Raw genomic sequence first — 19,415 nt, 5'->3', positions numbered from 1 at the left:
GTTCTCCTTTAAAATCCAATACGGTGTAAGTAATCACGACTTCTTTTCACATCGTCGAGGCTTGAATCCGAATGGCGCGGATCCCGTTCTTGTTCAACCGTGATATAGCCCTGATAATTTTTTTCATGCAAGAAACGGTGAATGGCAGGATAATCAATAACACCTTCGCCGATTCGGCACATCACGCCTTTGCCGCAGGCATCGAAAAAGCGAATTTTTTCCTTCATAACCTGCTGATAAACATCGAGGTTAATATCTTTAAAATGCAGATAATCAATGCTCGGCCAATATCGATTTAAGAATGTCAACGGATCCATGTTGGAATAGTAGAGATGTCCGGTATCCAAACATAACCCTGCCAGCTCATACGGAATATCCCGCACTATCTTTTCAAGCTCATCGGCAAATTCAATATAACCGCCGGCATGAGGGTGGATAACCGCTCTTACGCCATAACTTTTGGCAATCTCAGCCAAATTTTTGATATGGGCAACCATCTGATTCCATTCGGCTTGGGCTAAACGTGGGGCTTTGTCAGGGTGTCCGGCGGCATAATCACGCTCGTCATGCCCCCAATCAATAATAACCAGATAAGGTGTCGGGAATTTTTGTTGCGGTTGAGGCGGCTGTTGCGGAAGCCGTGTGATTAACCGGCAAATATCATGCACCTGCCGTTCCAGTTTGGTTTGATTGTCAACCGCGACCAAATCATCAAAAATCGTGCCGGCAACAATGAATAAACCTTGCTTCGCCAGTTCTGCCGATATGCGTTCAATCTCAATCGGCAAATAGCCGTAGGGGCCGAGTTCAATCCCGCGATAACCGGCTTGCGCAGCCTCTGCCAGCACCAGCGTCCATTTCGGCAAATAAGGATTTTTGGGATCATCAACGCCCCAACAGCAAGGCGCGGTACAAATTTGAATGCTCATACACATCACTCCGTTTCGATTATGTCATGGAGAGAGTATAGGAAGAATTTCACTTGCAAGCGTTTAACATCTTGCTTTTTTCACTGCGGGAAAGGTTAATATTTTGTTAATAAAATCACATTTTGCAGCCATAACCTTCATTATCTTGCGATCGGCGGATTTATTTGTTTTGTCCAATCCAGTAAGTGCGGTAAGCACTCGGCGAAATCCCGATCATTTTGGTAAAGACGGTACTGAAATAATTGATATTGTCGTAACCGACCAGCGTGGCAATTTGGGTCACGCTGTAGCCGGTGTTGATTAACAGTGATTGGGCTTCGCCGATTCTTCGGCGCAGGGTATATTGAATCAAGGAAAATCCGGTATTCCGTTTAAATAAATGGGATAAATAATAGGGATTAATATTGAATTGCTGCGCAACAGCAGACAAGGATATCGCCTCCCAATAATGACTGTCGATATACTGTTTGACCTGACGAATCAAAACCAAGGTATTATTCTGCATTTTGATATTTTTTTGCGGAAGCTGCAAAATAATGGTGATCAGTGCAGCCAACAAATAACGACAAATTTCAGTACCAGCATGTAGGTTATGCTTGATTTGCGTATCCATAATATCCAGTATCGTATTGATCCGGGGAGCATATTGTCCGGATTGTAATACGGCGGGATACTCAAGATCGAGCAGGCAGTTTTGTTTTTTTCCTTTTATCTTCAATCCATTAATACCACAACAATAAACCGTCATATCCGAACCGATTTCCGCGACTTCATCATGCAGCACGCCTTGATTGAAAATCAAAATATCCCCTGCTTTGGTCTGGTATTTTTCATTACCGATTAAGTGACTGCCTTTGCCTTTCACGATAAAAACAATTTCCACCCGATCGTCATGCTTATGCATTAAACGCGGAAAATACTCTTGCATGGTTTCGGTATTGCACAAGTAAAGCAGCTGGGGCAGGGTACCGTTCTCAAATACGGAACATTTATTTTCTTTCACAAAATACTGCAACATGGCAAGTCCTCGTAAACCGTTGAATAGCGGCAAAAAAGGCATGAAAATCATGCCTTTTATCGTTTAGAAATGAAAAGTGCGGTTTATGGATTCACCTCACTGATCTTAACCGGTCTACCCTCTTCCATCGACTTTTTCGCCGCCAATGCGATTAATACCGGTTGCAACCCGTCATCACCGTTGACTACGGTCGGTTTGTCGTTGACCACAGAATCGACAAAACAGGCGATTTCATCAGCAAAGGATTGCATATAGCGTTCAAGGAAGAAATATTTTGGTTTTTCCGCCACCACGCCGTTTGCACCGGAAAATACCGCACTTGAGCCCGTATCGTTACTGATTTGAATCGCCCCTTTCGAACCGAATACTTCCGCCCGCTGATCGTAGCCGTAAACCGCTTTACGACTGTTGTCGATCACGCCGATAGCGCCGTTTTCCAGTTTTAACGTAATCACAGCGGTGTCGATATCACCGGCTTTACCGATTTCAGGGTTCACCAACACACTGCCGACCGCAAACACTTCGGTTACATTACTGCCGGAAAGATAGCGGATCATGTCAAAATCATGAATCGTCATATCAAAGAACATGCCGCCGGACACTTTAACGTATTCGATTGGCGGCGCATCGGGATCGCGTGAAGTCACTTTAATGATATGCGGCTCGCCGATGTCGCCCGCCGCCACACGCTCTTTAATCGCTTTGAAGTTGTGATCGAAACGGCGGTTGAAGCCGACTTGGAATTTCACCCCGGCTTTTTCCACCTCAGCCAATACCGTTTTGATTCTGCCGACATCGGCATCGATCGGTTTTTCACAGAAAATATGTTTGCCCGCTTGTGCCGCCTCAATCGAAATCGGCGCATGAGTGTTCGTGGACGAACACACCAGCACTGCGTCAATTTCCGGATCTTGCAGAATCTGCTTGTAATCGTCATAGACATTCGGAATGCCCATCGATTTCGCCCATTGCTGCAATTCATCGGTGACTTTAATATCGGAGATCGCCTTGATTTCCGCCCCTTTGACGTATTTGCCGATACTTTCCGAATGCACACGTCCGATACGGCCTGCGCCGATAATGCCTACTTTAATCATATTAAACTCCTGCCACGTCTTTGATGTATTTACGGCCTTTCAGCGCATATTCAAATGGATTTGCCAATGCCGGATCCTGTTCCGCTTCGACGACCATCCAGCCTTGATAATTATGTTTTTCCAAAATAGCGAAAATCGGTTTGAAGTCGATCACGCCGTCACCCGGTACCGTGAACGTGCCTTTTTTTACCCCTTCCAAGAAACTTAAATCATTGGCTTTTACCTCGGCAACCACTTCATCACGCACATCTTTCAAATGGACATGGACAATACGGTCGATATATTTTTCCAATACGTCCAGCATCGCTTGCTGCGAACCTTCGGAATAATACAGATGACCTGAATCGAACAATAAATAAACATCGTCATTGGTCACTGCCATATAACGATCCACCTCTTCCGGCGTCTGGATGCCGGTGCCCATATGGTGATGCAAGCACACTTTCATGCCTTTTTCGGCAGCAATTTTTGCCAGTTCGTTATAGCCTTCTGCCAAAAGTTGCCATTCGGCATCGCTAAACACCGTTTTTTCTTTGAAAATGGCTTTTTTCTGCCCTTGAATACTACGACTTTGCTCCGAGCAACCAATTACCTTAGCCCCCATAGCATGTAGAAAATTCATATGATCGGTAAAATCTTTTATCGTTTGTTCTTTTTTACCGTCCACAAAAAAGGTACTAAACCACGCATTACAAATTTGAATACCGCGCACATCCAGTTTATGTTTCAACACCTTGACATCACGCGGATATTTATTGCCGACTTCGCAACCTTCATAGCCCGCCAACGCCATTTCACTGACGCATTGTTCAAAGGTATTTTCTGCGCCCAATTCCGGCAGGTCGTCATTTGTCCAGCCGATTGGAGCAATGCCCAGTTTTACGTTTTCTGCTTTCATGTTTTTCTCCTTGAAAAGGGTTATTTGAAATTCTGTTTTCTGTCTATCCGTTAATAACGGCGTGCCCGATTGATTTGGATTTCGGCATTTTTAAAGGCTTCACGCACCCGCTCTTTTTCCGACACTTCCGCCACCCCGACATGCCACCAGCTGCCGTAACCGTGCACCATGGTTTTTGGCAATACTTTAATATCAATCAAGGTTGAGACTTTTTGCCGTTTCGCCGCTTCAAGTGCGGTTTTCAATTCGTCCACCGTTCTGACTTTATACGTTTTACAACCGTAAGACGCCGCATTCATGGCAAAATCCACCGGAATAAAGCCGGCGTCCAGCTTGTTGCTCTCAGGATTTCTAAAGCGGAATTCGGTACAAAAACTGTCCATACCGTGTCCGATTTGCAAATTGTTGATACAGCCGTTGGTCATGTTGTCGAGCAGGATGATATTGATTTTTTTATGTTCCTGAATCGAGGTGATCAGTTCGGAATGCAGCATCAGGTAAGAACCGTCACCCAAAAAGGCGTATACTTCTTTTTCCGGCTCGGCGAGCTTGACACCCAAAGCGGCATTGACTTCATAGCCCATACAGGAGTAACCGTATTCCAAATGATAGGTATTTTCCCCTTTGCTCTGCCAAGTGCGCTGTAAATCGCCCGGCAGGCTGCCGGCAGCGGCAACGATAATATCGTTTTCGCCCAACGTGCGGTTTAAAATACCCAGTACCTGCGTTTGGGTCAGGCAGGAACCTGTGATACGCTGAAACTCTTGATAGACACTGTCGGTATCAAGGCGATCATTCACTTCCGGTACAAAATCTTTCCCGCTATAAGTCACGCCATAGACCCGATTCAATTCTTCAGCGAACTGCCGTTTGGCTTGTGTGATTCGATCGCCCCAAGCCGCCTGATAACCGATCTCGGCTAATTTTGGTTGCAGTTGCCGCAGTACTTCCGCAGCATCGGCGGTGACTTGCACGCCGTCCAGCTTATACGCATCAAAACGGGCAATATTAATATTCAGGAATTCGACTTGCGGGTTCTGGAAAATCCATTTCGACGAGGTGGTGAAATCGGTGTAACGAGTACCGACACCGATTACCAAATCGGCTTCTTTTGCCAATAAATTAGCCGACAAACAGCCCGTTTCGCCGATACCGCCGACATTGAGCGGATGCTCGGACACAACCGCACTTTTGCCTGCCTGAGTTTCGGCAAACGGAATGCCATAGGCCTCGGCAAAGGCTGTCAGCTCGGCTGCCGCTTCGGAATAGCGCACGCCGCCGCCACAAATGATCAACGGTTTTTTCTTACCTTGCAGCAATTCAACCGCTTGTTTCAGCATCGGTTCGGTCGGCAAACCGCGTTCAATGCGGTGAATGCGTTTTTGCAGGAAATATTCAGGAAAATCATAGGCTTCACCTTGCACATCTTGCGGCAGGGCTATCGTAACGGCACCGGTTTCCGCCGGATCGGTCAACACCCGCATCGCATTGATACAAGCGGTCATCAGTTGCTCCGGACGGCTGACGCGATCCCAATATTTGCTGACCGCTTTAAAGGCATCATTGGTACTGATGCTTAAATTATAACTTTGCTCTATCTGTTGCAGTACCGGATCAGGCTGACGGGTGGCAAAGACATCCCCCGGTAATAACAACAACGGAATACGGTTAGCCGTGGCGGTTGCGGCGGCAGTAATCATATTAGCAGCCCCGGGGCCGACAGAAGAGGTACAGGCATAAATCTGTTTACGCGCTTTCTGTTTGGCAAATCCCATAGCCGCATGTGCCATGCCTTGTTCATTCCGCCCCTGATGCACAATCAGTTGTCCGCTGTCTTGTTCCAACGCTTGTCCCAAACCGAGTACATTGCCGTGACCAAAAATGCCGAAGACGCCTTTAACAAATTTAGTAACGTTGCCGTCGAATTCAACATATTGATTATCCAGAAATTTTACCAATGCCTGCGCCACGGTTAATCGTTGTGTTTTCATATTCTCTCCTGCGTGAATCAATCCAACTGTGGCTATTCTACTCAAAATAAATTTCAATTAAATAAAAAGTGAAATGTAAATTTCATTTTTGCGAGCGGGATCAATTTCTTTATCAAAAAAAGTGGAAAATTCTGATTTTTTCAAAATAAGTCAATGGATTCGAAAAAATTTTTTGGGATCAAGATCGCAAAAAAGAGTGAGGATAATAGCAAAATGAAATATTTATTCTAAAATAAATAGCGTTAAATGTTTTATTTTGATTACCGAGCATTAGCAAAATGCCAACAGGAGAGCATTATGTCGAAACCTTTAGATTTAATTTGTCTGGGACGGATTGCGGTTGATCTTTACGGTCAACAAATCGGTTCACGTTTGGAAGATGTCACCAGCTTCGCTAAATATTTGGGCGGGTCATCCGGCAATGTGGCATACGGCACTGCGATTCAAGGGCTGAAATCTTCAATGCTGGCACGGGTCGGCGATGAGCATATGGGGCGCTTTTTGCGCGAAGAATTGCAAAGTGTCGGCGTGGATACCAGCCATTTGATCACCGACAAAGAGCGGCTGACCGCCCTCGTCATTCTGGGAATTAAAGACAACGAAACCTTTCCGCTGATTTTCTATCGCGACAACTGCGCCGACATGGCAATCACCGCTGATGATTTCACGGAGGATTATATTGCCTCCGCCAAAGCCTTATCGATTACCGGCACGCACCTTTCCCACCCGAAAACCCGACAGGCTGTGCTGACCGCACTTGAGTATGCCGGCCGCAACGGTGTAAAACGATTGTTGGATATTGATTATCGCCCGGTGTTGTGGGGGCTGACTTCACTCGGTGACGGCGAAACCCGTTATATCGATTCGCAAGCGGTAACCGATTCATTACAGGAAGTGCTGCACCATTTTGACGTGTTGGTCGGCACCGAAGAAGAATTCCACATTGCCGGCGGATCGACCGACACCCTGACTGCACTTAAGAATGTACGCAAATGCAGCAAAGCAACTTTGGTTTGCAAACGCGGCGCACAAGGCTGCTCGGTATTTGAAGGCGAAATTCCGAACGATTTGGACGGCGGTTTGAATGTCTACGGCGTGAGAGTAGCGGTGTTGAACGTATTGGGTGCAGGCGATGCCTTTATGTCGGGCTTACTGCGCGGCTATATCAATAACGAGGGCTGGGAGCAAGCCTGCCGTTATGCCAACGCTTGCGGCGCATTGGTGGTTTCCCGTCACGGCTGTGCGCCGGCGATGCCGACCAAAAAGGAATTGGACGATTACCTCGCCCGTGCCGCATCGGTGCCGCGTCCCGATATTGACGAATCGTTGAACCATTTGCACCGTGTAACCACACGCAAACAGCAATGGCAAAATCTGTGCATTTTTGCCTTTGACCACCGTAAACAATTGGAAGATATGGCAGCGAAGTGCGGTGCGGATCTAAAACGGATTCCAAAACTAAAAACCCTGCTGCTGCAAGCCGCCGAACAGACCGCACTTGCCGAGCAGATCAATAACGGACAGTCCGGCATTTTGGCGGACACCACATACGGGCAGGATGCACTCAACGCCGTCACCGGTAAAAACTGGTGGATTGGCCGTCCGATTGAACAACCGTCTTCACGGCCGCTGGCGTTGGAATACGGCGATTTGGGCAGCCAATTGATCAGCTGGCCGAAAGAACACGTCGTAAAATGTCTGGCGTTTTACCACCCGCATGACAGTGCCGAATTAAAAACACGGCAAGATCAAAAACTGCTCGATGTATATCAGGCTTGTTGCCGCACCGGACATGAATTGCTGCTAGAGATTATCCTGCCTTTAAATATGGAACGGCAGGAAAGCTACTATCATGACATTATTGCCCATCTCTATTCACTGGGCATCAAACCGGACTGGTGGAAACTGCCGGGTATGAGTGCTGACGGTTGGGCGGTATTAACGCAACTAATCGAACAAAACGACAGCTATTGTCGCGGAATCCTGATTCTGGGGCTGGATGCGCCGGAATCGGTATTTGACGACACCTTTAAAGCGGCTGCCGATGCGCCGTTGGTGAAAGGCTTTGCCGTCGGACGCACTATCTTCGGCGAACCGTCGGCAGACTGGCTGGCCGGCAAACTGGACGATCAACAATTGATCACCGCCGTTTCCGAACGTTATCAACGCTTGATTCAATTATGGAAAAAATACCGCACTTAATCAAAACGTGACGGCAAAACGGCACAAGACACCTTAAATAATTGGATTTAAGGTGTTTTTCCTTTCCACACAGGATAAGATTAGCGCAAATCCCAACAGGAGTGATGTGATGGACGCTTCCCTGATTCCCAATATCGAACTGTTTATTGCACAGGTGGATCCGTTTAACCACCTGCCTAAAGCCTTAATCAGCCAAATTGCCGCCAATATTGAAATTCGTTATCTTCCGCAAGGTGAAGTGATCGCCTTTGCCGAACAGACGGACAAACGGTTGCTTTATATTATTCGAATCGGTGCAATCGATCAGAAAAAAACCAATGGTGAGCTGCGCGCCCGTCTGGAAAGCGGCAGTGTATTCGGCTTTAGCATTTTTAACCCGAAAGAAGACGAAAAATACACCGCCTGTGCGATTGAAAACTGCCTGATCTATCAAATTCCTTACACCCTGCTGAACGATATTCTTCAGCAGCACCCCGAATATGCCGCCTATTTTGCCAATGAAGCCGGCGTACGGCTGCACAATGCTTCCAAATCCGGTTGGCTGCAAAATCAAGACGGGATTTTTATGAAGACGGTGGACGAGGTTGCCAATCGTAAAGTCGCAACGGTCGCCGCTTCGGCAACGATCCGCGAAACCGCACAAAGTATGTGCCGCCAACGGCGATCATCGGCATTAATCATGCACAACGGCAAATTGGTCGGCATCGTCAATGATCGCGATATGACCAAAAAAGTGGTAGCGCAAGCATTGGACGTCAACCTGCCGATCAGCAGTGTCATGACACCGAATCCGCCGACCGTTGCCGCTCATGATTTGGTGCTGAATGCGATTTCGCTGATGATGCGACACAATCTGCGTAATTTGCCGGTGATGGTTGACGACACGGTTATCGGCATTTTGACCGCAACCGATTTGGTACAAAAAAACAGCACACAGTCCATTTTTATGATTAACCACATCTTTCAGGCAGACAGTTTACCGCTGTTAATCACTCTCTCGGCAAAACGCGGGGCTATTTTCGAAGCCTTAATCGAGGGCGGTGTGGATTATCAAAATATGATGCAAGTGATGACCCTGATTGCCGATGCTTTCCACCAAAAATTGTTAATGATGGCGGAACATCAACTAGGCACACCGCCTTGCGCCTATTGCTGGATTGTCGCCGGATCGCAAGCCCGTTATGAAATTCACCCGTTATCCGATCAGGATAATGCGATTATTACCGAACGTGAACTCAACGGCGAAGAACGACACTATTTTTCACAATTAGCCGAATTTGTGAATGACGGACTGGACAAGTGCGGTTATGAACGTTGTTCCGGCGGCTATATGGCGTCTAATCCGAAATGGTGCCAATCATTGGCGCAATGGAAACACCATTTTGAACACTGGATTTTAAATCCGGAACGGGAAGGACTGCTTAATGCCTCGGTATTGATGGATTTGCGTGCCGTTTATGGTGCAAGCGAACTGGCAGGCGAGCTGAGCCGTTTTTTTGTCGAACGGATTCAAAATAACAGCCGTTTTCTGGCCTTTCTGGTTGCCAATACCGTTCGGGTAAAACCTCCGTTGAGTATTTTCAGGAATTTTGTCTTGATTAAAGACGGCGAACATAAAAACAAACTGAATCTGAAAAAACGCGCTATCAGCCTGTTGGTGGATTTAGGGCGGATTTATGCATTATCTGCCGGAATCGTGCAGACAAAATCCACTGAAGAGCGGTTTACTGCCTGCTATGAGAAAAAAACGATCAACAAAGAAATGCTGGACGATATTTTAGGTGCTTACCGTTTTGTCTGCGAAGTGCGGTTTAAGTACCAACTGGAAGAGTGGCGCCGCCAAGTGCCGCTCACCAACCATATCGCACCCGATGAATTAACGTCGTTCGAACGCAATAATCTGAAAGATGCGTTTCGCCTGATTGCAAAATTACAGGAAGCGGCAGAAATGCGCTTTTCACAGAAAGGGTTAATTCGATGATAAAAATCCTCTCGGATTGGCTTCAACGTTTTGATCCGTTGCTGAAACTGGAAAAACAGCGGCTGAAATTAATACGTTCAAAACAATGTCCGCCGGAATTATTACCCCTTTTTACAACCCCTTATCCCGATTTGCCGACCGATTTAAGCAAGCTGCGCTATCTGGCGATCGATTTTGAAACCACCGGCTTTAATCCGATGATAGACAATATTTTGAGTGTGGCGGCAGTACCGATTGATCGACTAACCTTACGACTATCGGGATCGCATCATCAATTCGTCGCCGATCAAACCATAAAGCAGGATACCGCCGTGATTAACCATATCGTGCCGCAAATGCTGCAAAGTGCGGTCGGTCTCGATGAGGTAATGGCGAAACTGTTCGGCTTAATGCAAGGACGGATTATCATCGCCCATGGTTCCGGTATTGAACGGCAGTTTATCAATCACTATCTGGCGATGAAATATAGACTGCAATCTTTTCCGTTACTGTGGCTGGATACCTTAAAAATTGAGCGCTCATTCGTATCCTCAGTACAACAAATTGTGAATCCAAACTATCAATTGACAGCGGTTCGACAGCGCTACCAATTGCCTGAATATGTCGCACACAACGCCTTGAGCGATGCCATTGCCGCCGGGGAATTATTTCTGGCACAACTGGTTCGGCTATTCGGCTCTCAGCCCCAAAAATTGGGCGTAGTCTATAAACGTTCACAACGCTAGGGTTCCGACCATGCGCTGATGGGAAAATGGTCGAAAGTGCGGTTCGCTGAAAAACAAAACCCCGTTCCGATGACAAACGGGGTTTTGCTTCAGGGCAAGATACTTATGCCGTTTTTAGCTGTTTATTGCGCTCTTGTACAAACACATACAAGAAATACAGCACCGTAGCGGCGGCGAAGCTGTAATAACCGACCCAAACCAATGTCGGCACATTATTCGCCATAAAAATATACATGGTCAACGACAAGAGTGTAATCACGAGCGCAACCGGTTTGACATACGCCCACGGTTCAATATCCACTTGTTTGGTATAAACCTCTTGATATGGTGTTGCCGTCGGTTTGAAATGCCCGATCAACAACATAATCACCACATTGATGACAAACAGCAAACCGACCAAGTGGAAGAAATGCATGTCCACTTTCAGGATAAAGTTACAAACAATGTATGCCGCCATACCGAAAATCAGACCGAATTTTGCGGCAATCGGCGGAACCCGTTTTGTCAGCAACCCGACCACGACGACGCTTAAAATCGGCGCATTGAATACCCCTTGCAATTGTTGGATCAGATAGAACAAGCCGTCCGGTGCATTGGCAACCAACGGCGCCACAATCATTGCCGCCACCGCCAGAATAATTCCGACCACTTTTCCTACATTCACCAGTTTGGTATCACTGGCATTCGGATTAATTTGGACTTTGTAGACGTTGCGTGAGAACAGCGTGACAGAGGAATTCAAGGCACTGTTAAAGGTCGACAATACCGCACCGACAACCACTGCGGCAAAGAAACCGACCAATGCATCAGGCAGGACCAGCTGCACCAAGTTCGGATAGGCCTGATCGGGAATGTCCAGCTTCCCTTGGAAAATATGGAAAGCGATAATCCCCGGCAAAATGATTAATAACGGCCCCAACAATTTGAGGAAGGCGCATAACAACACGCCTTTCTGCCCCTCTTTCAAATTTTTCGCCCCCAAAGCACGCTGTATAATCGATTGATTAGTACACCAAAAGAACATATTAGAGACAATCAAACCGGTAAACAGGGTGGAAAACGGAACCACAGAATCAGACGCACCAATCGAATTAAAATGATCCGGATTAGCCTCATAAATTTCTTTTAAGCCGGCCCAAGCGTTGCCGTCGCCGACATACATCAAGCCCAACACCGTGACCATGATTCCGCCGACCAACAAACCGACTCCGTTAATGGTATCGGACACCGCAACCGCTTTCAAACCGCCGAAAATCGCATAGATAGAACCCAAAATGCCGACACCCCAGACAATGATCCATAATGAGGTGGTTTTATCCAGACCGAACACTTCTGAGACGTTGAACAGGCTTTCCAACGCTAAAGCACCGGTATAAAGCACAATCGGCAACAACGAAATGACATAACAGCCGAGGAACAACAGCGAAGTGATTAACAACGTTCCCTTGTCAAACCGTTTTTCCAGAAATTCGGGAATGGTGGCAATCCCCAATTTCAAATATTTCGGCAAGAAATAAAATGCAAACATGGCAATGGTAATCGCCGCCATGACTTCCCATGCCATCACGATAAAGCCTGAACGGTAGGCCAGCCCGTTCAAACCGACCAAATGTTCGGTCGATAAATTGGTCAGCATCATTGAACCGGCGATAAAAACCGCAGTCAGGGAACGACCGGCAAGATAATAACCTTCCGAATGGCTAAGGTCGTCGTTTTTTGTGTACCACCACGCAATAAAAGCAACAAGTGCGGTAAATCCAACAAATGATATAAAAGCTAGCATATATTTTCCTCATCAATCTGTGGCAATCGGTTAAGTCAAGCACAAAACAAAGCACTGCATTTCACTTGTGAAATATACGTTTCATATTGTTGTATGGCAATCTTGAATATTCCGTTTTGCTATGCAGATCAAATTTTCGCTGTTTATTCATAAAAATAACGGATAGGAAACCGAATTTTACACCCCTGATCTTTAATGAAAGTTTTATTTCATTTATATTTTCCTTGTCACAGAAAATGGAATGAAAACACGCTATACCGCACTTTGCAGAACCACTATAATGGGCGAAAGCAACATTCAAGGAGCCTTCTACGGTGCAAACCAAAAAATCCGTGACATCCCGTCTGGCTTATTATTTAGTGATGATTATCATGCTGTCGGGCTTATCCACTTGCGTCACAACCCTGATTATGATCAGCAATCATTCCGATGCGGAGATGATTAATGTGTCGGGATCGCTGCGGATGCAGAGCTATCGCTTGCTGTATGAAATGCAGTATCAGCCGGCATTGCTGGAACAGGGAATCAATACCTACCAAACCAGTTTGCAGACGCCGACCTTGATGAATCTGGAGCGGTTTTATGTGCCGGATTCCGTGCAATCGGCTTACCGCACTTTGTTGAAAAGCTGGCAGGTGATGGCAGGCTATTTGCGTCAGGAAAATGCGGAGGCGTATCGCCGCAATCTGGAACGTTATGTCAATCAAGTGGACAATTTTGTATCGGTATTACAGCAATTTTCCGAACAGCGGATTCGTTTCGCCATTTATACCAATCTGTTCAGCCTGTTGCTGATGGCGGTACTCGGGCTTTACTTGGTCAGCTACAGCCGTAAACAGGTTGTAGCGCCGTTACAACGGCTGGTGACGGCAAGCCAGCAAGTACAAAACAGTCAATTTCGGCATATCGATCTGGACATTGACAGCGATAACGAACTCGGCGAATTGTCGCGCGGCTTTACCCAAATGGCGGCGCAGCTGCAAAAATTGTATCAGTCGCTGGAAGCGCAAGTCAGCCAGAAAACCCGCAGCCTGACCCAAATCAACCGCACGTTGTCGATGCTGTATTACTCTTCACAGCAACTCACTTTGCACGAAATCACCCGTGAAAATCTGGCTACCGTGCTGACGCTGTTGCGGCAAAACGAGAAATTGCAGATTGTACGCCTGATCGCCAATGCCAATGAAATGTTCAATTTGGAAGTCGGGGAAGAAAATCCGACGGCAAATTGGCAGACGACTCGGATTACGATTAACGAGCAAAATTTAGGCAGCCTGAATTGGCAGCGTACCGAGGCTTATCCGGATTTACGTACCATTGAAAGCATCGCACAAATGCTGGGGCGCGCCATTCATTCCTATCAATTATTACGCCAGCGGCAACATCTGATTTTAATGCAAGAGCGGTCGATTATCGCACGCGAACTGCATGATTCACTGGCGCAAGTGCTGGCATACCTGCAAATCCAACTGACCTTGTTAAGACGCAGTATTTTGCAGGAACTGAGCGAGGTGCAGGCAAGTAAAAGCTTAGCAATTCTCAGCCAATTCGAAACCGCACTGAGTGACGGCTACACCCAATTGCGCGAACTGTTGGCGACATTCCGTCTGACGGTGAGCGAATCCAACCTGAAACTGGCATTACAGGAAGTGATTGATTCGCTGCAACCGCGCTCCGAAGCGAAAATTACGCTGGATTGCGCCTTGCCGTCACAATTGTTGAACGCACAACAACAAATTCATTTGCTGCAAATTGTGCGTGAAGCAGTGCTGAACAGTATTAAGCACGCCGAAGCCGAATTAATTGAAGTGATTGCTCGAACTAATGGCGACGGGGAAAATCAAGTTTTGATCCGCGATAATGGAATCGGAATTCCGTCACTGACCGAGCCGAGCGGCCATTACGGCTTGAATATTATGCAGGAACGTGCGCAGGAGCTGAATGCGAGCCTGCATATCCGCAGACGGAAAAGCGGCGGTACGGAAATCGACTTGCGGCTGGCGAACAGCTTGGAATAAGACAAACAAGGAAAAAAATGACCGCTATTCGAATCGAAAAATCCAATGCAGACGATTTGACAAAAATCGTAGCGATTTATAATCAAACTATCGCTTGTCGGCACATTACTTCCGACTTACAGCCGGTTTCCGTTGCCGATCGGCAAGCCTGGTTTGATTTTCACCGGCATAGCGAACGTTATCCGATTTGGTCGGTACGTGATGCGGAACAACATCTCATCGGTTGGGCGACGCTTTCCCCTTTTTACGGACGGCCGGCTTACGACATCACCGCCGAAGCCAGTTTCTATTTGGATAATAGGGTAAAGGGCAAAGGCATCGGCACACAGCTGGTACGCTTTTTGCAACGGCAAATGCAGCCGTTACAATTTTCTACCCTGCTCGGTTTTGTGTTTAAAGGCAATCCTGCCAGTATTGCCGTCCTGCAAAAGTGCGGTTTCCGACAATGGGGCGAACTGCCGGATATCGCCGATATGCTGCGGCATAAAGAAACATTGATTCTGCTCGGGTATCAGCCGAATTCAGATTAAAAGCAAATACATAACGGCACTGTCGCGACATTGACCCCGACAGTGCAATCGGTTTACTCCAACCACTATTTGCTTAAATCCAGTTGATAAAGCGCAAAACCGGTATCATCCAGTCCGATTTTTTGCATCGGATATTGCGCATTTTGCTGAATAAACGCAGCGGCTTTGTCGGACGGCGAGGTTTCAAAGATAATTTGTGCTTTATTGTCGGCAATCGCTTTGAAACGCCAGTTGTTATCTGCTTTCGGTTTTACTTCGCCCTGTTCTTGGCTGATTCGACGAATATAATCGGCTAAAATCGCGCGGTTTTCATCCGGAGCGGCGAAAGCCAAGCGACTGCCGTCAGTGGCGGGGAATTTATTGCCGAATGCACGGTAATTGTTCGTGGCGATTAAAAATTGCTGTGTCGGATCAACGGCTTTTCCGTTAAATGTCAGCTCACTGATACGATGCGAATCGGGATTAATCAGCTTGCAGTCGCCGTCATAACGTGCCGGTTGTGTAATATCAATCTGATAATTCACGCCGTCAACCACATCGAAGTTATAACTGCGAAACCCTTCCCAATCGATCAAACTTTGTTTTTCGGCTTTGCTCGGATCGATGCGACGAAATTGACCGGCAGAACATTCCAGCCACTCTTGCAGCTGCTCACCGTTGATTTTCAATGCCGCCAGCGTATTCGGATACAAATACAAATCCGCCGCATTACGGAAAGTCAGCTCGCCTGCCTCCACTTCGGTATAGCCGTTCGGATCATTTTTGCGACCGCCCGCTTTAAACGGTGCCGCCGCAGAAATCACCGGCAATTTTTCCAACTCGGGATTGCCTTGTACAAAGCGTTGCACATAGTCCTGCTGTGCCTGATTCACAATTTGAATGGTCGGATCGTCTTGCACCAGCGCCAAGAAGCTATACATTTGCGCATTGGCTTTACCGATCGGTTGATTAACATAATCTAGCGTATTTTGGTGATCCGCCGCCAATACGTCGCTAATGGCTCGATGGCTTACCGCTACCGCACTTTTGCTTTCCGTATCAAAGATTGGGCGTGCTTCAGCATGTGCTTGCGCAACTTTCCATTTACCGCTGTCGTTATTCAGTTTCAAATCGATAATTCCGACATGGCTGCCCCACGAGCCCGGCATCACCGCAGCAATATCGTTAATGGTGCCTTTTGTAATATCGACATTGTCGAATTCGGCAAATGTCGGACCGGGAAACACACCGTGTGCATGGCCGAATGCAATGGCGTCGATGCCGTTTACTTTTGCCAAATCGGCAACGGTATTTTCCGCACCGACTTGATAATCCTCCGCCGATAACCCCGAATGCGCCAAGGCAATAATAATGTCCGCCCCTTGCGCTTTCATTTGCGGCACCACTGCTTGCGCCGTTTCAATAATATCCGCGACTTGCAGCTTGCCGTCGAGGTGTTTTTTATCCCAAGTCAGGATTTGCGGCGGCACAAAGCCGATATAACCGATTTTCAGCGCCTGTTTTTCCCCGTTCTCATCAATAAATTGGTAATCCTTGATCAAATACGGCGTAAAATACGGTTTACCGCCGGCAATATCGATCACATTTGCATTGATATACGGAAAGTTGGCACTGGCCAACGCATTTTGCATAAATTCCAGCCCGTAATTGAACTCATGATTACCGACGGTGCCGACCTCATAATTTAACAGATTCATCGCCTTGAATACCGGATGGGTTTCACCGGCTTTCAAGCCTTTGGCTGCGGCGTAATCCCCCATCGGACTGCCTTGAATCACATCGCCGTTATCCACCAAAACACTGTTCTTCACCTGTTGGCGGGCTTTTTCGATTAAATCGGCAGTACGAGCCAGCCCCAATTTTTCCGACGGTGCATTTTTATAATAATCGTAATCCAGCATATTGGCGTGCAAATCAGTGGTTTCGATAATGCGCAAATCCAGATTGGCGGCATTGGCACTGAAAGCGGCGACAAGGGCGGCGCCGAGTAATAACGGCTTGTTGGTTAACGGCATAAAGTCTCCAAATATAATAAGAATTAACTGACGGTATGGCGTTGAATTTTATGTCAATCTCAACGGATTGGAAAGAAGCGCCTGCGCTAAAATCCGATTTTGCGTGCTGCCTCACAGAATTCTGTTTTCTCCGTCTTACGGGCAATGTTATGCTTAATGCAACCTATGAGGAGAAAATAATGGCAAATTATAAATTAATCGCACTGGATTTGGACGGCACGCTGCTTGATGCACAAAAAGAAATCAGCCGCCGTAATCGGGACGCGATCGCCGCCGCACGCGAATTGGGAGTTTATGTGATTCTGGCTTCCGGCCGCCCCTATGCCGGCATGAAAAAATATATGCAGCAACTGAATATGACGACCGATAACGATTATGTCCTGTGTTTCAACGGCGCGCGCGTGGAACGGGTGACCGACGGTCATGTTCTCAACAGTAAAATGCTGTGCGGAAAAGATGCCAAACGGGTCGCGCATTACGCCCGACAAATGGGCTTGAACACCCATGCCTTTTCCCCCGAGCGCGGACTCATCACCCCACAGGCAAGCCATTATACCCGACATGAAGCCGAGTCCAACGCTATTGAGTTCAGCGTAATTGATTTCGAGCAACTGCACGATGACGAACCGATCATCAAAAGCATGGTGATCGATCCGCCGGAATTGTTGGAAAAAATGGCAAGTGCGCTTCCGCCCGAACTGGCACAGCGTTACACCGTGGTACGCAGCGCACCGTTTTTCTTGGAATTTATTCACCCGCAGGCAAATAAAGGCGCCGGCGTGGCGGCACTGGCACAACATCTGAATATCAGCGCCGAGCAAGTGATCTGCTGCGGTGATGCCGGCAATGACTGGCACATGCTGCAATATGCCGGTTTGGGGGTAGCAATGGGCAATGCCACCACAGAATTGAAAGCCATTGCCGACTACATTACCGCCGACCACAACGATTCCGGTGTGGCACAGGTGATCGAAACCTTTATTTTGGCATGAGTGCGTTCGGATAAACAGATGAAACTGGATAAAACCATTGCGCAGCATATCGTCACCCGCACGATGAATATCATCGGTAAATCGGTCAATGTGATGAATGAAAACGGGATCATCATCGCCTCCGGCAACCCGACCCGACTTAATCAGCGACACACCGGCGCCATTCTGGCACTGCGTGAAAACCGCACGATTGAAATCGATGCGACACTGGCCAGACAATGGAATTATGAGGCGCAACCGGGGATCAATCTGCCGATCCGTTATCTCGACCGCACTTTCGGGGTAGTCGGCATCTCCGGTGTGCCGGACGACGTGCGGCATTATGCCGAATTGGTCAAAATGACGGCCGAACTGATTGTCGAGCAAAATATTCTGTTGGAACAGGAGCGTTGGCAGCGCCGCTATAAAGAAGAGTTTTTGTTGCAATTGATTAAAGGACAAAGTGATCCGCAATCCCTACAATACGCGGAAATGTTTAACATTGACAGCCGCCGGACAAGAGTGGCGATTATCATCAAACTCTTAGACGGCAGCATGGAATTACTGCGCGAGTTAGTCGGATATTTAGAGTTATCACGGCAAAAACCGCTTGTGGCGGTAACCGCACTTGATGAAATCGTGGTACTCAGCGCAAACAACGACAGTATTTCACAACCAAGCACACTCATCGCGCAATTATTACCATCTCACCTTCATGCCCATCAATTTAAAATCGCCGTCGGCTGTCCGGTGTCCGATTTACAGGACATCGCCCTTTCCTACCGAACGGCGTTGTCGGTATTGAATTACGGACGCAGGATAGCACCGAAAAAAAATTACTACAGCTACCGACAATATAAATTGCCGGCACTGCTGGACGGCTTGCCGACATGGAAAACGGCGGAAATCACCCGCCCTTTGCAAGCCTTGTATGCGGCGGATGAAAAACGTGTGCTGTATAAAACGCTGCAACGTTATTTTTTATCAAATTGTGATCCGGCTCGCACTGCCGAAACCTTGTTTATTCATGTCAATACCCTGCGTTATCGACTGAATAAAATCGAACAATTAACCGGTTTATCTTTCAATAAGATAGATGAAAAATTTGTCTTGTATCTGTCCACCGTACTGAAAGTTTGAATTGGACAAAAAGACAAATAATTAATCTTTGAAAAGCCTATTTTTGTATTTTTATACAAAGATTTTCCGTTGTATTATGCCCATAATAACCGCACTTGATTAACGATTATGGAGAAT

General features: G+C 47.1%; 14 protein-coding genes. 7 read left to right on the top strand and 7 right to left on the bottom strand.

Going from position 1 to position 19,415, the window contains the following annotated elements:
* Positions 1-8: 8 nt before the first annotated feature.
* From OA57_RS00580 to iolD, 5 genes are all read right to left on the bottom strand, one after another.
* Positions 9-929, bottom strand: coding sequence for a TIM barrel protein (locus OA57_RS00580; RefSeq protein ID WP_034612048.1), 921 nt, complete (start codon positions 927-929; stop codon positions 9-11).
* A gap of 160 nt (positions 930-1,089) precedes the next feature.
* A complete protein-coding gene (locus OA57_RS00575; RefSeq protein ID WP_034612101.1) occupies positions 1,090-1,947 on the bottom strand; it encodes an AraC family transcriptional regulator in 858 nt (285 codons plus the stop codon).
* An 83-nt stretch (positions 1,948-2,030) separates the two neighbouring features.
* Positions 2,031-3,044 (bottom strand): inositol 2-dehydrogenase, encoded by a 1,014-nt coding sequence (iolG, locus tag OA57_RS00570; RefSeq protein ID WP_034612045.1) that lies wholly within the window; start codon positions 3,042-3,044, stop codon positions 2,031-2,033.
* A gap of 1 nt (position 3,045) precedes the next feature.
* Positions 3,046-3,942 (bottom strand): myo-inosose-2 dehydratase, encoded by an 897-nt coding sequence (iolE, locus tag OA57_RS00565; RefSeq protein ID WP_034612042.1) that lies wholly within the window; start codon positions 3,940-3,942, stop codon positions 3,046-3,048.
* Between the two features lie 50 nt (positions 3,943-3,992).
* Complete coding sequence (gene iolD / locus OA57_RS00560) at positions 3,993-5,933, bottom strand: 3D-(3,5/4)-trihydroxycyclohexane-1,2-dione acylhydrolase (decyclizing) (protein WP_034612038.1); 1,941 nt, start codon at positions 5,931-5,933, stop codon at positions 3,993-3,995.
* Positions 5,934-6,230: 297 nt separating this feature from the next.
* Between iolD and OA57_RS00555 the strand changes: the two genes are divergently transcribed.
* The 3 genes from OA57_RS00555 (at position 6,231) to OA57_RS00545 (ending at position 10,841) form a co-directional block, all read left to right on the top strand.
* Complete coding sequence (locus OA57_RS00555; RefSeq protein ID WP_034612035.1) at positions 6,231-8,135, top strand: bifunctional 5-dehydro-2-deoxygluconokinase/5-dehydro-2-deoxyphosphogluconate aldolase; 1,905 nt, start codon at positions 6,231-6,233, stop codon at positions 8,133-8,135.
* A gap of 109 nt (positions 8,136-8,244) precedes the next feature.
* Complete coding sequence (locus OA57_RS00550) at positions 8,245-10,116, top strand: DUF294 nucleotidyltransferase-like domain-containing protein (RefSeq protein WP_034612031.1); 1,872 nt, start codon at positions 8,245-8,247, stop codon at positions 10,114-10,116.
* Positions 10,113-10,841: a 3'-5' exonuclease gene (locus OA57_RS00545; RefSeq protein WP_235424612.1), complete on the top strand. Its 729-nt coding sequence runs from the start codon at positions 10,113-10,115 to the stop codon at positions 10,839-10,841. Before OA57_RS00550 ends, OA57_RS00545 begins: the two co-directional genes overlap by 4 nt.
* Positions 10,842-10,944: 103 nt before the next feature.
* On the opposite strand, the gene OA57_RS00540 is transcribed toward OA57_RS00545, so the two are convergent.
* Positions 10,945-12,624: a solute:sodium symporter family transporter gene (locus OA57_RS00540; RefSeq protein WP_034612028.1), complete on the bottom strand. Its 1,680-nt coding sequence runs from the start codon at positions 12,622-12,624 to the stop codon at positions 10,945-10,947.
* Between the two features lie 314 nt (positions 12,625-12,938).
* Between OA57_RS00540 and narQ the strand changes: the two genes are divergently transcribed.
* Positions 12,939-14,642: a nitrate/nitrite two-component system sensor histidine kinase NarQ gene (gene narQ, locus OA57_RS00535; protein WP_034612026.1), complete on the top strand. Its 1,704-nt coding sequence runs from the start codon at positions 12,939-12,941 to the stop codon at positions 14,640-14,642.
* 17 nt (positions 14,643-14,659) lie between these two features.
* The gene (locus tag OA57_RS00530) at positions 14,660-15,172 is read left to right on the top strand and encodes a GNAT family N-acetyltransferase (RefSeq protein WP_052122307.1); all 513 of its coding nucleotides are present in this window, start codon (positions 14,660-14,662) and stop codon (positions 15,170-15,172) included.
* 65 nt (positions 15,173-15,237) lie between these two features.
* Here OA57_RS00530 and OA57_RS00525 read toward each other — a convergent pair whose 3' ends face one another.
* Positions 15,238-17,187, bottom strand: coding sequence for a bifunctional 2',3'-cyclic-nucleotide 2'-phosphodiesterase/3'-nucleotidase (locus tag OA57_RS00525; RefSeq protein ID WP_034612023.1), 1,950 nt, complete (start codon positions 17,185-17,187; stop codon positions 15,238-15,240).
* 179 nt (positions 17,188-17,366) lie between these two features.
* Between OA57_RS00525 and OA57_RS00520 the strand changes: the two genes are divergently transcribed.
* Both OA57_RS00520 and OA57_RS00515 read left to right on the top strand, forming a co-directional pair.
* Positions 17,367-18,179, top strand: coding sequence for a Cof-type HAD-IIB family hydrolase (locus OA57_RS00520; protein WP_034612020.1), 813 nt, complete (start codon positions 17,367-17,369; stop codon positions 18,177-18,179).
* An 18-nt stretch (positions 18,180-18,197) separates the two neighbouring features.
* Positions 18,198-19,298 (top strand): sugar diacid recognition domain-containing protein, encoded by a 1,101-nt coding sequence (locus tag OA57_RS00515; RefSeq protein WP_034612017.1) that lies wholly within the window; start codon positions 18,198-18,200, stop codon positions 19,296-19,298.
* The last annotated feature ends 117 nt before the right edge of the window (positions 19,299-19,415 follow it).

It is taken from the genome of Chelonobacter oris (assembly GCF_000772535.1).
In the GTDB taxonomy this organism is placed as follows: Bacteria; Pseudomonadota; Gammaproteobacteria; order Enterobacterales; family Pasteurellaceae; genus Chelonobacter; species Chelonobacter oris.
The sequence above is the reverse complement of the archived record's forward strand: the minus strand, read 5'-3'. Positions and strand labels throughout refer to the sequence as shown.